The organism is Prevotella sp. AM42-24 (genome assembly GCF_003461825.1).
GTDB classification, from domain to species: domain Bacteria; phylum Bacteroidota; class Bacteroidia; order Bacteroidales; family Bacteroidaceae; genus Prevotella; species Prevotella hominis.
This window is the reverse complement of record NZ_QTXV01000029.1, coordinates 5510-28836: the sequence shown is the minus strand read 5'-3', so window position 1 is coordinate 28836 and position 23327 is coordinate 5510. Positions and strand designations below refer to the sequence as shown.

Here is a 23327-nt window from a genome sequence, read left to right as displayed (position 1 = left end):
ACTTAATAGGATTATATTGAATGTATTGTAAAGCGAAACCCAACTAAACATTAAACATTAATCAAACACTATTTCATAAACTCTCTTGGGTCGGTAATCTTACCAGTGATAGCTGCAGCTGCTGCCACATAAGGACTGGCAAGGATCGTACGGGAACCTGGACCTTGGCGACCCTCAAAATTACGGTTTGATGTACTTACAGAATACTTGCCCGCAGGAATCTTATCATCGTTCATAGCAAGACAAGCAGAACATCCTGGCTGACGGATTTCGAAACCAGCAGCCTCTACAATCTTATCAATTCCTTCTTCACGAATTTGTTTATCAACCAGCCATGAACCAGGTACAAGCCAAGCAGTTACGCCCTCAGCCTTCTTCTTACCGTTAACCAAAGAAGCAAAAGCACGGAAGTCCTCTATACGTCCATTGGTACATGCGCCCAAGAAGACATAATCGATAGGATGACCTTCGAGTTTCTCACCAGGCTGGAAGCCCATATAGTTAAGGCTCTTCTTGAAACCAGCCTGTTCTTCCTCAGGAATCTGGTCAAGAGTAGGAATATTCTCTGTGATACCGATACCCATACCAGGGTTGGTACCATATGTAATACGAGGTTCGATATCCTTAGCATCGAAAGTCAATTCCTTATCGAATACAGCGTCATCGCCACTCTTCAAGGTTTTCCAATAAGCCACAGCCTTATCCCAATCTTCACCCTTAGGAGCATATTCGCGACCCTTGATGTACTCAAAAGTTGTCTCATCAGGAGCCACGAAACCACCACGAGCACCCATCTCGATAGAGAGGTTACAGAGAGTCAAACGACCTTCCATAGACATGTCCTTCACAACATCGCCACTATACTCAACGAAGTAACCGGTAGCACCAGAAGTAGTGAGCTGACTCATCAGATAGAGCGCCACATCCTTAGCAGTAACACCCTTACCGAGCTTACCATTGATGCTGATACGCATAGACTTTGGTTTGCTCTGGAGAATACATTGTGAAGCCATCACCATCTCCACCTCAGAAGTACCGATACCAAAAGCAACGGCACCCATCGCACCATGAGTAGAAGTATGAGAGTCACCACAGACAATAGTCATACCAGGAAGAGAAAGACCCTTCTCTGGACCAACCACGTGGATGATACCATTATCCTTGGTGTTCATCGCAAAGTGAGCCACACCAAAATCTGAAGTGTTCTTTGCCAAGGTATCTACCTGTTTCTTTGAGATAGGATCCTCGATTGGTTTATCCTGATCGTGAGTAGGAGTATTGTGGTCAGGCATACAGAAAATCTGGTCTGGGCGGAACATCTTGAGTCCGCGTGCTCGCATACCAGCAAAAGCCTGAGGTGATGTAACTTCGTGACAGTAAAGACGGTCGATATAAAGCTGTGTAGGACCGTCTGGTACAATCTGGACAACGTGCTTGTCCCAAATCTTGTCGAATAATGTATTCATTATGCTAATGTTTAATATTTATAGTTTAAGTTTAATGACAATTCAAGATTTAAACAGAACAACTATCTCACCTTGAACTTGTTGATACAATCAATATAAGCCTCTACAGAAGCAGTCACAATATCGGTATCTGCACCGAAGCCATAGTAAACATGACCATCGTATTCTACCTGCATATGAACCTTACCTACATCATCAGAGCCCTTATCAATAGCCTGAATAGTGAACTCCTTGAGGTTCATTTCCTTGGTAATCACCTTCTTGAGAGCACGGATAGCTGCATCCACAGGACCATTACCAGAAGATGCAGCCTCGAACTTCTGACCTGCGATATTGAGACCAATACTTGCCACACTCTTGACACCCTTACCAGTAGTAACCTGCAACCAGTCGAGCTGAACACCATGCTTGTCAGCAGAATCAGCACCAGCGAGCATCAATACATCCTCATCAGTAACCTCTTTCTTCTTATCAGCCAACTGTAGGAACTTCTTGTAAATCTTATCGAGTTTCTCTTCATCCTCCACATTGACACCATTTACATGGAGACGATACTTCAATGCCGCACGACCAGAGCGAGCAGTCAATACGATAGCGTTATCATCCAGACCGACATCCTTAGGATCAATAATCTCGTAAGTCTGAACATTTTTCAATACACCATCCTGATGGATACCAGAAGAGTGAGCAAAAGCATTACGACCCACGATGGCCTTGTTAGGCTGAACAGGCATATTCATAAGACTGCTCACCATGCGAGACATCGGAACAATCTTAGTCGTATTAATATTGGTATCAATATTGAGATGCTTATGGCACTTCAGAATCATGGCAATCTCCTCAAGAGAAGTATTACCAGCACGTTCACCGATACCATTCATCGTAACCTCCACCTGACGGGCACCATTCAATACACCTTGGAGCGTATTGGCAGTTGCCATACCGAGATCATTATGACAGTGAGTAGAAATACGTGCATTCTCTATACCGTCAACATGCTCCATCAGATACTTAATTTTAGCACCATATTCCTCAGGAAGGCAATAACCGGTAGTATCAGGAATATTCACCACCGTAGCACCAGCCTTTACGACCGCCTCAACCACGCGAGCCAAATACTCATTATCCGTACGACCAGCATCCTCTGCATAGAATTCCACATCCTCGACGTACTTTTTAGCATACTTTACAGCAGCAACAGCACGCTCGATGATTTCTTCACGGTTAGAATTGAACTTATATTTGATATGGCTATCGCTTGTACCGATACCCGTATGAATACGCTTATGCTTAGCATACTTCAAAGCCTCGGCAGCACAGTCAATATCTTTCTCCACCGCACGAGTAAGGGCACAAATCGTAGGCCAAGTCACGGCTTTAGAAATCTCCACAACCGAATTGAAATCACCTGGACTTGAGATAGGAAAACCGGCTTCGATAACATCTACGCCGAGTAGCTCCAACTGTTTTGCCACTTGAATTTTTTCCACTGTGTTCAACTGACATCCAGGCACCTGCTCACCATCTCGCAGGGTTGTGTCGAAAATAAATAATCTGTCACTCATATCAATATCTTTTTTTATTATTCTATACCCAAGAAGACAACCGAAGTTTTTAACAAAAAAGCCTTTCACACTTCTATATGGAAGTGGAAAGGCTTATTATATCATAATCCATGAACTATATGCATACCTCATCACTTCCGCCTACATACTGCAGTCGAAGTCGAATAATAATGCTGCTAATGTTCAATGTTTCAATTGCCATAATTCTTAATTTTTAATTTACGATTGCAAAGGTAATATATTTATTCGATATGAACAAACAATTTATCACTTTTTTAATCTAAAAGATAACAATTTAGTATTCGAAGCGTAAATTTATACCCAAAATCGTAATAATTGTGCAATTTAGAAAGGCAAGTCGCCTGGAGGTGGAGGCAACGGACTTCCTCCATTCATTCGTGAACCAATGATTTCACCACCACCATCAGCGGCTGGTGATGAAGTTGCTGCCTCTGTAGGATCCTGGAAACGGGTAAACTCACCACGGAAGTTGAGCAACACATCTCCCGTAGAACCCTTACGGTGCTTGGCGATAATGATCTGCGCCATACCATGGAGGTCGTTTCCTTTTTCATCCTGATAGATGTGATAATACTCCGGGCGGTGAACGAAGAGTACCATATCGGCATCTTGCTCGATGGCTCCAGACTCACGGAGGTCACTCAGCTGTGGGCGTTTTCCTTCAAGTCCCTCACGGTTTTCTACGTTACGGCTCAACTGAGACAAAGCCAAGACAGGAATATTCAGCTCTTTGGCAAGTCCCTTGAGAGAACGGGAAATGGTAGAGACCTCCTCCTGTCGGCTGCCGAATTTCATACCGTTGGCATTCATCAGCTGCAAATAGTCAATCATGATAATCTTGACACCTTTTTCGCGCACCAGTCGGCGGGCCTTGGTTCTCAATTCAAACACAGAGAGGCCCGGTGTATCGTCCACATAGATAGGAGCATCGGTCAATCTGCCGATTCTCTTGTCCAGTCGTTCCCAGTCAGAAGGGTCCAGCTGACCATTCAGGATCTTACGTCCAGAGACCTCGCATACATTACTGATAAGACGGTTGACCAGCTGGACGTTGTTCATTTCAAGAGAGAAGAAGCCGATAGGAACCCCATAATCTACAGCCACATTCTTGGCAATACTTAGTGCAAAGGAAGTTTTACCCATGGCAGGACGCCCTGCGATAATCACCAGATCGGAAGCCTGCCATCCGGAAGTGATCTCATCCATTCCAACATAACCGGTAGGAATACCGGTAAGACCACCCTTGTTGCTGGCAGCTCGCTGCAGAATTTCCACAGCATTCTTTACCACAGGAGCCACCTGCGTAAAGTCTTGCTTCATGTTGTTCTGCGAAATCTGGAACAAGGATCCTTCCGCCTGCTGCATCAGTTCATCCACATCCACGCTGCTGTCATAGGCTTTCGTTTCTATGTCACCAGCAAAATGGATAAGCTGTCGCTGCATATATTTCTCCGCCAGGATACGGGCATGAGACTCCACATGGGCAGCAGAAGCCACCTGTGAAGAAATCTCCATCAGATAGTCCACACCACCCACTTTGTCAATTTCGCCCATCTTGGAGAGTTCATCATTCAGCGTCATAATATCCACAGGACGTTCGTCCATGTTCATATTACGGATAGCCTCGTATATTTTCTGATGGCGAGGCTCATAGAAAGTTTCGGGTTTGAGCAGCTCCGATACCACAGAAAAGGCATCAGAGTCAACCATCAAAGCACCGAGCACCACCCTCTCGATTTCTACAGCCTGCGGCTGAACATGTGCGAAATTAGGATCAATCGGGGAAGCTCCCTTTTTCCCATTATTTCTTTGTCTATTATCTGACATAATTACCTATTTATATTATATAGTCTCGACAAATTACATGAAAGTGTCGAGACTAATTCAAAACTTTAAGAATTGGCAAACCAACTTAATCATCCATATCATCCATGGCATCCACTCCATCCGGATCATCCTTTTCATCCGAATCATTCATTACATCCGGACTCCATCGGGTAATGATATCCCTCAAGAGAACCAATTCAAACTCCTGGAGGCCAGTTTCCTTCAGCATATTCAAATCAACATGGATTTTCTTGATCAGCTCATCAACATCGTCTTCTGTTTTTTCCATATACCGATAGAAGAAAGGCATGCTGCTATAGAAGCTTCCTTTCAACCAGAAGCAGACACCTATATTATATGCATCCTCACTATTTTCAGAAGGAGCAAGTTCCACAATCTGATTATAGAGCGCCAGAGCCTTATCAAATTCACGTCTCAGTATATGTCCCCAAGCCAAAGGACGGAGAATGTCGAGATCATTCGGATTCTTGTAATCCGCTTCATAGAGCAAAGCCATGGCATCATCAATACGATGAGTCTGGAAAAGACAATAAGCCTTTTTTACAAAAAGACTCTTCGTTGCCTTCTCACGTTCCAACTCTTCACACAATTCCAAAGCTTTGTCGAAATTGTTCAAACCTATATAACAATCCATCAAAGATCTCTTGACCAATCTTGCAGAATCTTTATCATTCTGGAAAGGAGAAAGCAATTCGATAGCTCCCACATAATCAGAATGAGACATAGAGCAAAATCCCTTCATTAATTTTTCATCTTTTCGATAAGGATGATCAAGGAGGAAGTAATCTAATTGCTCAAAATGTTCGCGGGAGAATAGGAAATTGCTGACCAAAATTCTTGCATCATCAAAACATTTATCTTCCTTAAATAACGGATTAGCCAAGAAATATGCATACGAACCTTCTTCTGTAGAGAAAAGCTCTGGGAATGAATTCTTGAATGGAGACAAAGTCAAGAAGCGGTACAAATCCTGCAAACAGATTCTTCTCTGAAGGAAAGCCATTTCGTCTGGATTATCAACAATCGGATTATCAAGCAAAGGAGAGAATCCTTCTTTGACTACGGGTTTGAGTGCAGACAAAATACCAGACAATGAACTTGCCATGACAAAACAGAAACTGTATTTGTCACCATCACTGAAAGAAAATGATTTTTCCATAGATCTTGCGAAAGTATCATCTCCATCCAGAACTTCCAACAAAGGAGCCAGAGAAGAATGAGAACCATAATAAGGAAGGAACCAATTAGATGCAACATTAAAAAAATCAAAAGTCTTCATCTTGGAAAATCCATCGAAGTAAACATCTGCTCCTTGCCTCTGCATGTTCACCATCTTATTGATTTTTTTATCGATAGTCGCCATCATTTTCTCCTTCATATCCGGAGCAAGAATGTCATCAACAGAAGGTTTCTCATCATCAGCCAAAGGCTTCAGCCACTTATCATCAGGGAAGGCAGACATAACATCATTACTGAATTGTTGAGCATCATCAGCAGCATCCATACAGAAAAGGATCTGCTTCTGGACAGCAAACAGGTGTGCCACTGTTTTTTCATCCTCTTTAATTTTATCTATGAATTCCTTGATATATGGATATTGTTCTGAATCTACAGACGTCATGATGACCGACCAACCTACCAAGGCACGCTCAGAAACCTTCACATCTTTAGACTTTTTCCAGATATCGAAAAGAGTTGTCATCATATTGTAATCAAAAACTTTGATTGACGACAACATGGCAGCAGATATCATGAGTGCAGCTGCACGATAATCGGTGGCAGGATTGCAAACAATATCTGCAAAATAAGAGAGTTTTTTACCATTCCACTGACGAACTGTGAGGATATAAGAAAAGGCAAGATTCAGAAAATCTTCATCTATATCTCCCTTTTCAATTCTTTCGCCAATTTGCATCAGATCCAGATTCTTGCTGCTATCGGATGCAGATCGGAAAAAAGAATCATTCTGAATCACCTGATACATCAGAAGATGATGTACTAAATTATGACAAAATGATTTGATTCCCGCATATACTTCAGGCAATTTCGGATCTTTTACATCCGATGCATAGCACTCCAGCATTTTCTCATAATTATCCATCACCTTCTGCACCTCGTCTTTCAAATCGGGGATGATTGGGTTTTCGTCAAAAAACTCAATGGAACGCAACAGACAGTCACGATAATTACTTTCTCTACAATCATCTACAATCACCGAAATAGCACTGTCTAAATCATAATTACTCATTGTTTGTTACTTTTTTGAGGCCGTTGTTATATTTATGGTTTTCGGTTTACCAGCATGCTCAAACTTCAGTTTCGGCAAAGCCTTCACTGTAGCAAGGTCCGCATCACAATATTTACGGAATAATTCCGAATAGTGTACAAAACCATTTTTATTTATACTGTCAACTGCCTGATTATATCCTTTAATGAATAAATCAAGTTGTTTTTTTCGTTCAGTAGATTTCAGCGCCTTTCCTCTAAAAGCAAAGACGCCCAGTCTCAACCCTTTATCTCTGCTGTCCATGAGTACAGGATGGCGCTCTTTACGGGCTTTCGCAGCCTGAGGTTCAGTCAGAAGAACCGCATCCATCTCATTATTGAGCAGCATTTTCAGACGTATTCTCACATCATTGATCTGTACCCGATATACATCAAATTTCGGTTTGGCACTGTCTATCGCCAAATCAGCCAAATAATCTGTGGCAGAATATCTTGTCATGGCAATCATCTTGTCAGATAACTGCTTCAGTTCAGAGATACGTGCTCTTCTATTGGTTATCAACTGCCAATAAGTATTGGTAGAAATAGGAAATTCCAGAGGAGTTCCTCTCTTGACGATGTGCTGGGCGCGTATCAGATCAGAGATGGCACCTTCTACCCGACCTCGTTCAAGAGCAGTATCGCAGTCCATCTGTGCAGAGTAGCATTTCAGATGCACCGTAACTCCCAGGGAGTCGAAAAGCCTTTCATCTTGTGCCACAAAGACGGGCAGACAATCCAAGGTAGGCATGACACCCACCTTGAAAGAAGCCTTATCAATACTATCTTGACGTGCCTTTTCCTGCATAGACAAGCGACGGACTTTTTCCTTGGAGTCGCCGCATCCGACAAGTGCCGAAAGCCATGCTACCAGCAAAAGCGCAACTACAGTCGTTTTCTTCATAATTGTTTCATTCCTTATTCTACATACAAGACCAATCCCTTGAGATACTCACCTTCCGGATGATAGATATTGATAGGATGGTCAGCTGGCTGATGAAGCTGATGCAGGATTCTCACCTTTCGTCCTGCCTGTGCTGCTGCCGTGAAAACAGCATTACGGAAGTTGTCTTTCGTAACTACCTGCGAGCAGCTGAAGGTAAAGAGGATGCCTCCGTGCTTGATGCGCTGAAATCCCTTCACGTTCAGGCGGGTATAACCTTTCAAGGCATTGCGCAGAGCTGCTCTGTGCTTGGCAAAAGCAGGCGGATCGAGCACGATAAGATCATACTGCTGGTCGTGATCATCGAGATACTTGAATGCATCTTCGCAGAAAGCCTCATGACGGCTGTCACCAGGGAAGTTGAGATTCACATTCTCATTGGTCAACTCTATCGCTTTGGCGCTGCTATCTACAGAATGCACGAGTTTGGCATCGCCTCTCATGGCATACACAGAAAAGCCTCCGGTATAGCAGAACATATTCAGTACGCTCTTGCCTTTGGCATAATGTTCCAGAAGCGAACGGTTTTCGCGCTGATCCACAAAGAAACCGGTCTTCTGACCTCTCAGCCAGTCGATATGGAACTTCAGTCCATTCTCTACAGCCACATTATCAGCATCACCGCCCAGGATAAATCCGTTTTCCTGTCCCAGGTCAGCCTTGAAAGGCAAGGTTGTTTCACTCTTGTAATATATATTCTTGAGTCTGTCGCCCATCACCTGAGCAAGCGCCTGAGCCACTTCCATTCTGTTGACGTGCATACCCACGCTATGCGCCTGCATCACGGCAGTTTCTCCGTAGCAGTCGATAACCAGTCCCGGCAAGTTATCACCCTCACCATGCACCAGTCGATAGGTATTGTTGGCAGCATTGTCGGCAATGCCCACAGCGATACGCATCTTGAGGGCAGAATCCAGACGAGAGCACCAGAACTCATCATCGATGGCAACATCATGGAAAGAAAGGACACGAACTGCGATGGAACCAATCTGATAATGTCCCACAGCAATAAAATCCCCGGTAGAAGTGATGACACGTACAATCTCACCTTCTACGATTCCCTCGTCCATCTTAGCGATAGCGCCAGAGAAGACCCAAGGATGAAAACGTTTCAGGGATTCTTCCTTTCCCCTCTTCAAATATATATTCTTATACATATAATCTTACTTAGTATATTGTCTATTTTGTATCTGTATTACACCTTATTATATATATAGCCTCAAGATGATGCTTTCGATTGAGAAACCAGTTCGACTTGAGGCTCTGCTTGTGATTCCACATGAAATTCCGCATGAGATTCTGCTTGAGATTCTACTTGAGATTCAGCCTGAGGTTCCACTATTTTCGGCTCAATCAGCACATAATCATGAGTCTCGTTGAGTTTGTTGAACTCCTTATAGAGTTGGATACATGCCCAAGCATCAGTAGCAGCATATATTTTTTGAGATTCCTTCAACTCAGAAACTTCCCAGTTACTCAATCGCTGCGACTTACTGATTTTCTGGTGAAAGAGATTGGCGTATATTTTCTGCAGACTCATATCAATCAGTCCTAAATCCTTGGCCATATCCTGAATCTCGATAAAGTTGCCAGGTTCGAATTCCGCCTTTTTATGAAGCTGATTAAGATCATCGTGCCAGGAAAGGCCAACCTTAGGCACCTTCTTATCAGTCAGGAATCTAATGATAGCCGGATGCATCCCGACACAATTCAATCGGAACAGAAAACAGACATCCTCTGTACTTACCTGCAGCAAGCACACCTCGTAGCTTACGCCTCTTTTGAAAGAAGGACGAGTTTCCGTATCTACACCAAGAATATCTTGAGCCAGCAAGAAATCAACTGCCGTCTCAACATCTTCCGGGTGATCAATCACCTTAATTTCCCCCTCAAAGATTACTCTAGGCAATGCCGAAATAGCATGCTTATCATACTTTTTGAATATTGTCTTCATTATTATTTCCAAGATTTCAGAATGCAAAAGTACAATTTATAAATGAATTGACCAAATGTAAATCAACTTTCTCGCAAAAATTAGAAAAATTAGCATTAAAAAGTCGATTTTTTCGATTATTTTAGCTACTTTTGCAAGATAAATAATTCAAGAACATCAAAAATGGCAAAAAAAAGAACTGAACAGAAAACCAAAAGCTTCAGTCAAGCAATTGGCTTACAATATATTTTCAATAATACTATTACTGATTTCTTCTTAGGATTGGCTCTGGTCACCATTTCTGTAGTTACCATCATCGCGATGGTTTCTTTTTTGAATACGGGTGCGGCAGACCAAAGTGTTCTGGAAGAAATGCGAGCGGGAGAATGGACCAACAGTGAGCACCAGTTTCAGAATTATTGCGGTTCGCTGGGTGCTATCATCTCCTACTGGCTGATTTCACAGAATTTCGGTTTTCCATCATTCCTGCTCCCCACCTTTTTTATAATATGGGGATTACAGCTCATGCATGCCTACAAAATCAATCTGTGGAAATGGTTTTTCAGCACCATGATCGTCATGGAATGGTGTGCCATCACATTCGCCAAATTTCTGACGCCACTTACGGGTGGACTTATCTTCAATCCTGGAGGAAAGCATGGAATCTTTATCGTACAGAACTTGGAAAACGTAGTGGGTGCACCGGGTCTTACAGCGATTCTGCTCTTTACTGCCATCGCTTTCCTCACCTACCTGACGACAGAAACCATCACCGTGATCCGAAAGGCGCTCAACCCGATCGGCTATATTACAAGTAAGGTGCACTTCGAAATCACCAATCACGGCAAAAATGGTGAAGACAACGAACCGGATGCCATTGCACAGGCTTATGCAAATGCAGAAAATGGCTTGAAACAGGAGGAGGAAGAAGAACCAGTGGAATCTGAGTTTAAGGATCCGGAACCTGCCAAGGTGATAGATTTGGATGTTAATCCAGATAAAGCAGAAGAAGGAGCAGCTGCACATAACGCTGAAAATATGACGGCTGGAAATATGGATGCAGAACATGCTGCCGATGTAGAAGATGCAGCAGGCGAAAGCGCTTCTGTAGCGGCTGCAACCAAAGATCCTAACGCATCATTCCTGGAAAATCAGCGCAGATTGCGCAACGAGAGAGCGCAGGCTGAAGCTGAAGAAAAGAAAGCTGCCGAACTCGCTTCCCAGCATATCGGCATGGATATCTCCGTAGCTGCCAACGAGGAACAGGCTTCCAGCAACACCGTGAGCAGCACCGTAGAGCTGAATACGCCTATCAACCCGAAAGAACCTTTCACCCGATATAAGTACCCTACTCTCAACCTGCTGAAGAAGTATGAGGACAACGGTGCTTATATTGACGAAGAGGAACAGATAGCCAACAAGAACCGAATCATTGAGGTTTTGGGCAATTTCGGTGTGCAGATCAAGACCATCCGAGCTACGGTAGGTCCTACGATTACACTCTACGAAATCCAGCCAGCTGAAGGTGTGCGCATCTCCAAGATCAAAAATCTGGAAGACGATATCGCCTTGAGTCTCGCAGCTTTGGGTATCCGTATCATCGCTCCTATTCCTGGCAAGGGAACCATTGGTATCGAGGTGCCGAATGCCAAGGCCAATATCGTGAGCATGGAAAGTATCCTCAACTCCAAGAAATTCCAGGAAACCAAGATGGAACTTCCTATCGCTCTTGGTAAGACGATCACCAATGAGGTTTTCATGGTAGATTTGGCCAAGATTCCTCACCTGCTCGTAGCCGGTGCCACCGGACAGGGTAAATCTGTAGGTCTGAATGCAATTATCACCTCTTTATTATATAAGAAGCATCCTAATGAGCTGAAACTGGTGCTCATCGACCCTAAGAAGGTGGAATTCAGCGTTTACTCCCGCATCGCCAACCATTTCATGGCAGCAGTTTCTGACGAGGAAGAACCTATCATCACAGATGTTACCAAGGTGGTAAGAACGCTCAACAGTCTCTGTGTGCTGATGGATAGCCGATACGACCTGCTGAAGAAAGCCGGTGCCAGAAACATCAAGGAGTATAACCAGAAGTACATCAACCACAGGCTCAAGCTGACCGACGGACATGAATATATGCCATACGTGGTGGTAATCATAGATGAGTTTGGCGACCTGATCATGACAGCCGGCAAGGAGGTGGAACTTCCTATCGCTCGTATCGCCCAGCTGGCTCGTGCCGTGGGTATCCACATGATTATCGCAACCCAGCGTCCTACTACGACCATCATTACGGGTAATATCAAGGCCAACTTCCCAGGTCGTATCGCCTTCAAGGTGACATCTGCCATAGACTCCAAGACCATTCTGGACAGAACAGGTGCCAACCAGCTGATAGGTCGAGGCGATATGCTCTATCTGAATGGCAACGAGCCGGTACGTGTGCAGTGTGCATTCGTAGATACTCCGGAAATTGAGCGCATCAACGAGTACATCTCCAGCCAGCCTGGTCCTATCGAGCCACTCGAACTTCCAGAGCCAGCCAATGACGGAGAAGCTGTGGGCGGCGGAAATGTGGATACGCGCAATCTCGATCCTTACTTTGAGGAAGCAGCGCATGCCATCGTCTTATCACAACAGGGAAGTACGAGTATGATACAGCGCCGATTCAGTATCGGATACAACAGAGCCGGACGACTGATGGACCAGTTGGAAGCAGCCGGAATCGTAGGTGCTGCCCAGGGAAGTAAGCCAAGAGAGGTGCTCCTGCAGGACGAAAGCCAGCTGAACACGCTCCTTCTCCAACTGAGAGGATAAGATTAAACGAGGCTTAAAGAAACTAAGAATTCTTAAAGAATAGATATTAATTAAACTTTTCATGTTACCTTTGCATCTAAGTAACATGAAAAGTTTTTTAATTTATAAAGAAAGAATGATGAAGAAAATGATTTTATTTGCTTTCATGACTCTGATGAGTCTTGGAACATTCGCACAGACAGCCCAGCAGGTTTTAAATAAGACTGCCAAAATCATAGGCAACAAAGGTGGCGCCAGCGCCAATTTCAGCCTGTCAAGTACCAAATACGGTTCCACTTCCGGCACCATCGCCATCAAGGGCAACAAGTTTAATGCCCACACTCCGCAAGCTACCGTATGGTATAATGGTAAGACGCAGTGGACTTATATGAAAAATACCAACGAGGTAAATGTCAGCAATCCTACACAGGCGCAGCAGATGTCAATGAACCCTTATACATTTATCAATATATATAAGACCGGTTACAATTCCAGCCTGAAAAATGCGGGCAGCAACTATGAGGTTCACCTGACTGCTCAGAACAAGAAGCGTACGGTACAGGAATTGATTATCACCATCAACAAGAAAACCTACGTTCCTTCTGTCATCAAAATGAGACAGGGCAGTTCCTGGAGCACAATCAAGGTGAGCAATTTCAGAGCAAAGAATGTATCTAACAGCACTTTCGTCTTCAACAGCAAAGATTTCCCTAAAGCAGAAATCGTAGATTTGAGATAAAGCAACAAAAAAATGTAAGTCTTTTCAGACTTACATTTTTTCGTTTCCATACATTTCGTTCCACCAACTGTCATCATTCTGAAGCCACTTGGAGAACCAGGCAAAGATGGTATTCTGCCATTTGATACGCTTTTCATAGTCGATGATATGATGATCCTGACCATCTACCAGTACCATAGCCGTAGGTCGGCCTAAGACTTTCAGCGCAGTATAGAGTTGGATGCTCTCTCCTACCGGCACATTGTTATCAGCAGTACCATGCAGGAAAAGCAATGGTGTATGAATCTTATCAGCACGATAAAGCGGACTCTGATCTACAAAGAGATGCTTGTTGGTCCAAGGATATTCATTGGCCATAGAAACCTGGCTGTAGGAATATCCCCAATAGCCTTCGCCCCAATAACTGGTATGATCGCTGATACCGGCGTGGGAAATAGCTGCAGCAAAGAGATCCGTCTTGGTCTGAAGGTACTGGGTCATAAATCCGCCATAGCTGGCTCCGATACATCCTATCTTCTTCCTGTTTACAAAACCATGTTCATCACAGAAAGCCTGGGTGCTGGCTATGATATCTTCAGCCACTCCCTCACCAGCCGTATCTACATGGCGGGCTGAGAACTTCTGTCCGAAACCGGTGGCTCCGCTTGGATTGACCACCAGTACCACATATCCCATGGCTGCATAGACATGATGCGGATAGCGGCTCTGGAACATACGACTCGTAGGACTGCAACCTCCATAATAGTTGACTACCATCGGATATTTCTTGGCTGCATCAAAATGAGGCGGCAGATAATAGCGGCAGCAAATGGTGTCGCCCTTTGCGTTGACATAATTCCACGCCTTGCATTCGCCCAACTGGACATCTTTCAATTCGCGGGCACTGAGGTCGTCTATCACCTGTGCTTTCTGCGCCTTGGTATTCATCCTGTAGAGGCGGTCGGCATTGGATGCACTCTGTCCTGAAAAAGCCATTTCGGCAGCAGAAGATGCCAGGGAGAAGGACTTGATATACTCTTCAGGCGACTTCAACAGGGCAAATTTTCCAGATTTCGGATTCAGTTGGAAAAGATGCACGCAGTCCTTGTCTTCAGCCGTAAAATAGATGTTTCCATCCACCTTGCTCCAGACTACATTCTGCACATTCGGATCGAAATCCTTGGTGAGCGGACGCACCTGCTGAGCCTCCTTTGACGAGGCAGACATCAGATAAAGTTGCGTATCTATCATGCTCGGAATCTGACCTTCTTCCACATTCTTGCCGATACCGTCAAAGGCCTCTGGAGAAGCACTTACAAGAATCGACTTGCCGTCTGGAGAGAACAGGGCACTATTGATAAACTCGCCCTTATCCACCAGGGTTTCAGCCTGAAGGGTTTGAAGATCCAGTCTGTAGAGCGAGGTCAGGGTAGTTGGTCGCTTGGTAAGACGGTCCTCACTCTTTCCGATAAGCAGATAGCGGGAATCGGCAGAGATATCATTGAGATAGATGTTGTGATAACCGAAGGTGATAGGCTGGAAAATTCCGGATGCCAAATCATATCTTGCAAGATTGGAGCGATTGCGCCAGCCCGGTTGACGGTCATCCGGTTCCTTGATGTCATAAACCTGTGCATCCTTCTTCCTGCCCTCGGTAGTGACCGTATAGATCAGAGATTTCTCGTCGGGAGTAAACTGGAAGAAGCCTTCCGGAATATTTGTTGCCAAAACCTCACGTTCCATCGTCAGCGGATTGACAGTTACCAGCTGCTGACTGGAGCTTTCAGTTTCATAAGAGAGTGCGGAGCCAGCTGCGGCATTACCATTAGCCTCGATAGCGCTTTCACTATTCTTCTGCACGAAATACATTTTATTGCTGCGAGGCATCCACTTCACGTTTTCCTGGAAAGAAGCAAGTACCTTGCCTGTCTGATAATTCCTCACCTCATTGATACTGTGGTTATTGCCCTGACGGTCCACCCAGGTTTTGTGCACAATCACGAATTTTCCATTCGGAGAAAGCGAAACACTTGAATAATTAGGCGCACAAATCACATCATAAATATTGTATGCGCGCCTGGAAGAAGCTGATGGAACATCAATTTTCAGAGAATATTCTGAGTTCTGAGATGACAAAGCAGAACCTTCAGAAGATTTGACAGTCAGATTATTTCCGGTCTTTACCAGAACCTTTGCATCATCATTTGCAGCCAGATATTTGATTACTACCTGGTGAGAAGAAGGCAAGAGAACCGTCTCAAACTGGTTTCCATTTCCCTTCAAAGACTCTCCATCCACAAAAAGTCGATACTCGCTGACACCTTCCACAGAGATCATCACTTTCATCCGGTGCTCATTGGAGAGACTGAAAGAAGCCAGATTCAGGGCATGCGGAGATGACGCGGAAGATAAGGAAGAAACCTCTTTCCCCTGATTGAAGGAAGTAAACGACAGCGGGGAATCCAACAGTTTTTCCATCGCAAACTTTTCTCCCTTAATATCTACGCTGTCCGCCATCCAAGGCAGACTGACAGGAAATGGACCTGCATATTTGAACTTCTTCACCTCGATGGTTTCAGCCTGAGCTGTCATAGAGGCACACAAGGCGGCACTGAAAGTGAGTGCCATCACGCCTTTCTTGCTTATAAAATGATGTTTATCTATCATCGCTTTCTTGTTTATATTCGATTTTTTAATCTTGATTATCAATATGACTCACTATAATTTCATAGCGAAAGCCAAACCCGTAGGAGAAACAGAAAGACTGATATTGTCTAACTTATCAGTCGTACTTTTACCGCTGATATGGCCATCGTTGTCTGTTGTGGAATTTAGATGATTCTGGCTTTCTCTAACATTTTCTCCACCATTTTTCTTCTTTTTGCCCAAAATCAGATCACCTATCAGATAACCCGCCTCTGCCGAAGCCACTCCGATGGCAGCACCGGCCACGACATCACCCCAATGATGGCGGTTGCGGCGGATTCTATCTACCGCCACTCCCGTAGCTAATGCATACCCAGCTACGCCTATCCAGGGAGAAATCTTGCGGTATTCGTGCATCAGACTGGTGGCGCCACAAAAGGCGATAGAGGTGTGTCCCGATGGAAAAGAACGGTTGTCAGTTCCATCGGGACGCATTTTATGAATGGTATGTTTCAGAGCATAGGTGACTCCGGCATTCAGTCCGAAAGACACGACCGTAACCGTCAGTCTGCGCTTCCAGGAACTCTCCGCCTCTACACCCAACAGTTTCAGTCCGAAGACCGAAGCCAGGGGCACATACTGCAGCACGTCGTCAATGCCGTCACCATGATACGTTTTGTAATGACTCGCACTCGCTGGAACATCTGCCCCACCTGGAGTCTGAGAAAACGCAGTTGACGATAGCAGCAGACCGGCTACTATCAGGTAATCTCTCAAATTTTTCATCATTGATATTAATTTCAGTCTTATGCCATCATCGCTACACCTTATATATATATAGGCGCAACGATTACAGATGTGATATATCACAGTTGGATTTCCACAACCTTGTCGATTTCAGTAGGAATGGCGCCTAAGTCGAGGATGATTCCACCATTGCATTTCTGCATCTTGAGCGGTTTCTTGCTCACAAAGTCGAATACCTTTTTCACCTTCCTGTTGCCCAAAGGCAGGAAGAGAGACTGGTCCTGAAGTTTCAGCACATGCACAAAGAGTCGGTTGCCCTTCTGGGTGGAAACACCCCAGTCGTGAGGAGCCACGATGCCCGCTCTCGTACCATATATCGTTTCACCGTATGTTTTCATCCACTCGCCCATTTCCGCCAGGCGCTGCAGCGCCACAGCAGGCAGTTCACCATCTGGCTGAGGACCGATGTTCATCAGGAGATTGGCATTCTTGCCCGCCGATTTCACCAGATAATGAATCAAGGTTTTGGTGGATTTATAGTCCTGATCGGTTATCTTATATCCCCACATCCCGTTCATGGTTTCGCAGGTTTCCAGCGGCAGTTTACTGATGTCCTGTCCCGACAAGCCCGACTTGTTTTCGCCAGGAAGATCACGCTCGAACATCTGAAAATCCTCTCCCTCAAAAGGCACCTGATGATGATTGTTGCCTATCATACAGGCGGGTTGCAGCCGATGAATCAGCGCATATTGTTCAGGCAGCTGCCAGTCGAAATCGGGATTGATATCCTGATCCCACCAGCCATCAAACCATATTGCGCCTATCTTGCCATAATGAGTCAGCAGTTCGGTAAGCTGGTGGTTCATAAACTGGTAGTAGCTCTGCCAGTTACCCTTCGGATTCGGGCGACCGGTTCCCCTGCCCGTTCTTCCCTGCGGAGCATCCTCTCGATACCAGTCGATGTGTGAATAGTAGAGATGTAGGCGGATGCCCTGCTTGTTGCATTCATCCGCCAGCTCCTTGAGAATATCCCGCTTGAAAGGAGTTGCATCCACGATATTATAATCAGAATACTGGGTTTTGAACATGGAGAAGCCCTCGTGATGACGGGTCGTGAAACAGATATATTTGGCTCCGGAAGCCTTGATGGCAGCCACCCATTTGGCAGCATCAAACTTAGACGGATAGAAGCCACCAGCCAACTTAGCATATTCCTTGTAGTTCAAATTCTTGTTGGTCATCGTCCATTCGCCCGTTGCCAGCATACTGTACAAGCCCCAGTGCAGGAAGATTCCGAACTTGTCGTCCTGAAATTCCTGTCGCGACTGGAGATTTTCCTTTGTTGGCTGATAATGCTGCGCAGGGAGAACTGCAGACAATTCCACATTCTTAGAAGATTCAGAAGATGCTACAGAAGTGAAAGATGCAGCAGTAGCAGTATTTGCAGCAGTAGCCGAAAGAGACGAGCAGCAGAGAGCGAATGAGATCCCAGCTGCAAAAGACTTGGTTTCCAGATTCATTTTCTTTCCCATAATAATGATTTTATTTGTTGGAGGCTTCTCCATATATAATAGGTAAACTCTATAAATAATAGGTACTCTATAATAATAGATAAAACTCTTGTCTATATATTAAATAGAATAAGATGCAAGTGAGCAGATAAGAAATCAGATTTCCTCTACGATTTCACTCATATCCTTTCGCTTCTTTTCAACATGCGGACAATCTTCGGCTATATGACCGATTGGGATGATGACGATTGTCTCAAAGTCAGGACAGGAGAAAAGTTGCTTCATCTTGTCGGTGTTATAATTGCAGACCCAGCAAGTGCCCAATCCTCTTTCGGTGGCAGCCAGGCAGAGATGTTCGGTAGCGATAGCCACATCGATGTCGCCATGAGCCTTTCCGTCGTATTTTCTCACCCAGTTTTCCTCCACATTTCTCATGCCTACGATATACATAGGTGCCGAGCGAAACCACTCTCTGTCATAGCATTCCTGCAGTTTCTGCTTTGCCTCATCAGAGCGCACGATGAGCCATTTCCAAGGCTGCTTGTTGACTGCCGATGGTGCCATGCGCACGCACTCCATGATGTAATCCAAATCCTCCTGACTCACAGCCTCAGAGGTAAATTTGCGAGCCGAAAATCTTTCCTGGCTCAAAGCTAACATATTTTTCATATCGTATCTTTCTTTTATAAATGAATCTTTTTCTTTAGAGTTAAAAGTCATTATTTGAATAATGGTACAAAGATAGAAAGAAATTGCGAAAAAACAAAGAAAAGGCTCAATAATATAATAAGGTATGGTAAAATATTACATTTTCCTATAGAATCTGAGAGCACCCAATCCCTTTACCTGAGGATGAGAGAGGAGGATAAACTCACGGAGCAGGATTTCGGGATGAAAACTGACGGTCTCAAAATAAGGAATGCGGTCGGTATTACACTCGTAGATATTGCCAGTCTGGAAAGCACGCAGAGCCTTATATCCATCATATTCCTGCAACAGAGCAGCGCGGGAAAGCGGTTGTCCACCGAAATACTTGAATGCCCAGACATCCACCTCACTGCCCCGGGCAATCACCTGTTCCGGACTCAGCGAGAGACTTCCACTATGTTCATCGTCAGCAAAAATATATCTTGAATTGGCATCTTTCAGGAGAATACCCATCGTGCTTTTTCCGCCTGGCGAATACCATACGCTGCCCATTTTCCGCTCAGTCAAGACCGACAGACCTTTCGGCAACTTGGCAGCCTGCGTCTTAAGAGCAAGATATTCCTTCTCTATGGCTGCAAAAAGAGAATCCGCCGTATTCGCCTCAAAGAGCAAGCCGTAGAACTTGATCCACTCTGCCCTTCCGAGCGGAGAAGTTTCCATATAGTCAGCAGCTTCGATAATCGGGATATTCAGATTGTCAAGTTTGCCATAACCGCCACTGTTCTCAAAAGGAGAAATGAGAAGCGCCTCCGAGTGGAGAGCAATAATTTTCTCTACATCCGGCTGCATACTGGAACCACAATCCGCTATTGGAAGGGAAGCGGATGTGGAAGACTTTCCTGAGCCTGATTCTGATAGGGCAGAAGACTGGCGAGAGCCTGATTCTGATGAGGCGGCTGCAGGCTTTTCTAATCTTTTCTGAATATCCTCTATCAGAATATATTTGGAATCACAGACGCCCCGAATTGCATTTTGACAACCGAGTTCGTAAAGGAGCTGGCAATGAGGAGACGTAAATACCGCACTACTACAAATAGGAGTTCTCACAATATCGGCTCTACAACCGTCTGGCCCGGTCAAACCGAGAGAGCATGCCGCAGCATGAGAGCCTGCTGCTCCATGAGATTCTGCCATGGCCTGAGAAGCACCCGCTACATCTTGACTTCCATTTCTGCCTTTCATCAGCATTTCGGCAGTTTCATCTCCCTTTTTCCCTTTCTTAATCAGGATATATTGGTGCAATACGGTCCCTTTCTTCCAGGGATTTCCTACATTCACCTCCGTAAATCCCTCATGCTCCACCATCGTAAGCAGTTGAGCATATTTTAGTCTGATCGTATCACCCTCATCCCAAGCAGCAGATTGTTTTCCGCCCTGACAGGAAGAGAGAGACAGAGAAAGGACAAACCAAAGCACAAGAAATCCGAAAAAAAGAGGAAAGCTGGAATGCTTACTCGCAGCAGAGGACTTCAAGCCTCCAACCCAATATGCAGCAGAGATCTTCATCCCGAAAACCACATTTGAAACTGATTTTTTCAAGCCAGTAGCCTTATCTGAATCGGAGAACTTCATCCTGGAGGCCCTGTCTGAATCTGAAAACTTCATCCCAGTAGCCTGACCAAGAGCTGACGTGTCCAAGTAAATATCTTTTTCTAAAACGTTGTTCATATTATAATTATTTATGGGATTAATCATACATTTCTTACATGAATATTTTCCAAAAAACATTCAAAAAAGGGACATGCAAAATGCACATCCCCCTTACTCAATTTGCTAATATAGAGGAAAAATAGTCTCACGACTACTTTACTTCCTCAAAAAGAATGATGCTAAGTTCTCACGAATTCACATCTTCAATACTCTTTCTAATTTATTATATTTGTAATGATACTTTCTCTTTATAATGGACTGCAAAAACATGTTTGCATTTCGACATGTATATTTGCACAACATCCAAGACATTCGAGTCGAGAGATATAACCTTATCTTCACAAATATCAATGATTGTCTGCTTGCCAAAACCTGAAGTTTATGGCTGCAGAACTTTCTGGGTGCAAAGATAACAAAAAAAATAAAATATCGCAAGAAAAAAAGAGTAAAAAACAAAACCTTAAAACTTTTACCTGTAGAATTTAGAGGTATTTTGCTTGCAAAGCAACAAAATTTGCTTATTTCCTAAGTACAAATGACTTGATTGCGACTCATATCTCTGATAGATAGAATTCTGTGTTTCGGGATTACAGTGGGTGTCTTACTTGTGCACACTTGTCGTTTTACGGGGGCACAAAAGTGCCTTTACTCGAACCCAAAGTTGCTCTTACCTCTGCATAATAATGCCCTGCCTTAGGCACTTTAATATCTTGGTGAATCAAGTGAAGGGTTTATCTCATTTCGGTGTTCAAATTTTCAATTATTAAATTCTCAAATCCCGCAACCATATAATGATGTAGCAATTAGATAAAATAGAAAAAGAAATTACCTCTTTTGAATAAATAGAAAAATTGTAGATAAAAGAATAAAAGCAGGAATTATTAAACACAAAAAAAAATTGATTGTCTCACGACAACCAATCTTTTATTAACCTTAATAATCTAATACCATGAAAAACACATTGCAAAGGTACAAAAAAAACTGCAACCTGCAAGTGTTTTGCATAAAATATGTATTATATTTATATTTCGTTAAATCTTCCAAGAATCCATTTAAACTTTCTTTGCATTAAAATAGACTGCACCTTCATTTTATCTTCATTCGACAGTAATGGCAGGGATACCTGAACACGAAAAGCTTGCGCAGTTGGGAGATACTCCGTCACATACATCACTGGCTCAAGCTTGCTCTTCAATTCCTCATACTCTTCTACACGCATCGTATCAGACTTAGGTTTAATATAACAACCTAACGCATACTGATCCTTAGCCAAATAGGAGGAAATTGGAAGTTGGCGCCAACCCTGATCATAGAAGCGAATTTCACTTTCCTTGGATGGAGCACGGAAGGTCTTGATCACGCAAAGAACAGAATCACCTGCCGAAGAAGGCAGATATATCATTTGCAGACGAGCCGCCTTGCTGGTAGTACACTCCAGATAATCATTCGTCAGCGTATCCATATCACACTCCTCACCCAAAAGATTCTTCACATTAGACTTCACGCCCATTTCCTCTAATTCCACCAACTCCAGACGGAGATTCCGGTCTAAGGTTGGAAGAAGAGAGTCTGGCATAGATACCCACAAATCTTTCAGCGACTTAGCCTGAACGGAAGTCACCAACAATACCACCCACAGAAAAACAAAAAGTTTCTTCATAATCTATATATATATTCATTAAATAAGCCTCATACACCGACTCACTTTACTATCAAGACGTGTACGAGGCTTTTATCTTATTTCCTACAGAAACCAATCAAGACAGGTCCCCTACAGGAATTTATTAATACTGGAATTTACCATAACGCAACTGGCAAGTCCATTTTCCCTGATAAGGAGAAACGAAAATCGTAAACAAACTGCCAATGCCCAATGGAGAACTACCTCCCTTATAGAAAGCTGTGCCACCATCTTCCTCATCATAAGAAACAGAATAGTGGGTTTCCATCTTCTTGGCCAAAGATTTCATCTTTGCAATAGCTGCAGCCTTGCTTGGACAAACAAAATAGAAACGAGCCTGATTCAGTTTGGTTGTTCCCTGAACCTCCTGAAAACCGAGTTCTACACGGTCTGCCTTGAAACCTTCAAACATCTCGTTGAGATAAACAAGTTTATCAGCACTCTGAGTTTTTGGTGTACCATAATCTTTACTAAGCTTTTGAACTGTCTCTTCGCAAGTAGAGCCGAATGCTACACCTAAAACATCGGCATCCTGTTTTGCGCTCGCTGACAATGAAGCAAACATTGCCAATGCAATTAATAATTTTTTCATGATTGTTATGTTGTTATACTAAAAACTGTCGCAAAGATACAATAAAATTAATATAAAACAAAATAAATCATCATTTTTTTTCAAAAAAGAGGAAATTTCCTAAGAAATAAAGAAATTTTCCCAACTGACATATTATTATTTCAAAAATTACCACAAAGCTACATTCCCTATTCCTGCCATACTAAAATGCACAGAAATATTCATAGCCTTGAAAACTCTACCTGTGGTACTTCCGCC

16 protein-coding genes are annotated in these 23327 nt (G+C 43.8%); 2 read left to right on the top strand and 14 right to left on the bottom strand.

Features of this window, described 5'->3' with window-relative positions; translation table 11 throughout:
- Positions 1–68: 68 nt before the first annotated feature.
- The 7 genes from leuC to DW917_RS09855 form a co-directional block, all read right to left on the bottom strand.
- Entirely contained in the window at positions 69–1466 is a 1398-nt protein-coding gene (gene leuC, locus DW917_RS09885) for a 3-isopropylmalate dehydratase large subunit (RefSeq protein ID WP_118118283.1), read from the bottom strand.
- Between the two features lie 62 nt (positions 1467–1528).
- Positions 1529–3031, bottom strand: a complete 1503-nt coding sequence (locus tag DW917_RS09880; protein ID WP_118118282.1) for a 2-isopropylmalate synthase — start codon at positions 3029–3031, stop codon at positions 1529–1531.
- Positions 3032–3376: 345 nt separating this feature from the next.
- On the bottom strand, positions 3377–4879 hold the full coding sequence (gene dnaB / locus DW917_RS09875; RefSeq protein WP_118118280.1) for a replicative DNA helicase: 1503 nt from the start codon (positions 4877–4879) through the stop codon (positions 3377–3379).
- 85 nt (positions 4880–4964) lie between these two features.
- Complete coding sequence (locus tag DW917_RS09870) at positions 4965–7148, bottom strand: tetratricopeptide repeat protein (protein WP_118118278.1); 2184 nt, start codon at positions 7146–7148, stop codon at positions 4965–4967.
- A 6-nt stretch (positions 7149–7154) separates the two neighbouring features.
- Positions 7155–8069, bottom strand: coding sequence for an ABC transporter substrate-binding protein (locus DW917_RS09865; RefSeq protein ID WP_118118276.1), 915 nt, complete (start codon positions 8067–8069; stop codon positions 7155–7157).
- 14 nt (positions 8070–8083) lie between these two features.
- Complete coding sequence (locus DW917_RS09860) at positions 8084–9265, bottom strand: class I SAM-dependent rRNA methyltransferase (RefSeq protein ID WP_118118274.1); 1182 nt, start codon at positions 9263–9265, stop codon at positions 8084–8086.
- 62 nt (positions 9266–9327) lie between these two features.
- Complete coding sequence (locus DW917_RS09855) at positions 9328–10062, bottom strand: 3'-5' exonuclease (protein WP_199545536.1); 735 nt, start codon at positions 10060–10062, stop codon at positions 9328–9330.
- Positions 10063–10224: 162 nt separating this feature from the next.
- On the opposite strand from DW917_RS09855, the gene DW917_RS09850 reads away from it, so the two are divergent.
- Positions 10225–12858: a DNA translocase FtsK gene (locus DW917_RS09850; RefSeq protein ID WP_118118272.1), complete on the top strand. Its 2634-nt coding sequence runs from the start codon at positions 10225–10227 to the stop codon at positions 12856–12858.
- 115 nt (positions 12859–12973) lie between these two features.
- Positions 12974–13576, top strand: a complete 603-nt coding sequence (locus tag DW917_RS09845; RefSeq protein WP_118118270.1) for a LolA-like putative outer membrane lipoprotein chaperone — start codon at positions 12974–12976, stop codon at positions 13574–13576.
- Positions 13577–13606: 30 nt separating this feature from the next.
- Here DW917_RS09845 and DW917_RS09840 read toward each other — a convergent pair whose 3' ends face one another.
- From DW917_RS09840 to DW917_RS09810, 7 genes are all read right to left on the bottom strand, one after another.
- Positions 13607–16222 carry a prolyl oligopeptidase family serine peptidase gene (locus DW917_RS09840; protein ID WP_233524698.1) on the bottom strand — a complete coding sequence of 872 codons (2616 nt, stop codon included), beginning with the start codon at positions 16220–16222 and terminating at the stop codon, positions 13607–13609.
- Positions 16223–16273: 51 nt separating this feature from the next.
- On the bottom strand, positions 16274–16990 hold the full coding sequence (locus DW917_RS09835) for a phosphatase PAP2 family protein (RefSeq protein ID WP_233524697.1): 717 nt from the start codon (positions 16988–16990) through the stop codon (positions 16274–16276).
- Positions 16991–17067: 77 nt separating this feature from the next.
- Positions 17068–18480 carry an alpha-L-fucosidase gene (locus tag DW917_RS09830; protein ID WP_233524696.1) on the bottom strand — a complete coding sequence of 471 codons (1413 nt, stop codon included), beginning with the start codon at positions 18478–18480 and terminating at the stop codon, positions 17068–17070.
- Positions 18481–18615: 135 nt separating this feature from the next.
- The gene (locus DW917_RS09825) at positions 18616–19128 is read right to left on the bottom strand and encodes a nitroreductase family protein (protein WP_118118304.1); all 513 of its coding nucleotides are present in this window, start codon (positions 19126–19128) and stop codon (positions 18616–18618) included.
- Between the two features lie 135 nt (positions 19129–19263).
- Positions 19264–20835: an ABC transporter substrate-binding protein gene (locus DW917_RS09820; protein ID WP_158570111.1), complete on the bottom strand. Its 1572-nt coding sequence runs from the start codon at positions 20833–20835 to the stop codon at positions 19264–19266.
- A gap of 1003 nt (positions 20836–21838) precedes the next feature.
- Positions 21839–22477, bottom strand: a complete 639-nt coding sequence (locus DW917_RS09815; protein WP_118118266.1) for a DUF3256 family protein — start codon at positions 22475–22477, stop codon at positions 21839–21841.
- 124 nt (positions 22478–22601) lie between these two features.
- Positions 22602–23090: a hypothetical protein gene (locus DW917_RS09810; RefSeq protein WP_134842835.1), complete on the bottom strand. Its 489-nt coding sequence runs from the start codon at positions 23088–23090 to the stop codon at positions 22602–22604.
- Between the last annotated feature and the right edge of the window lie 237 nt (positions 23091–23327).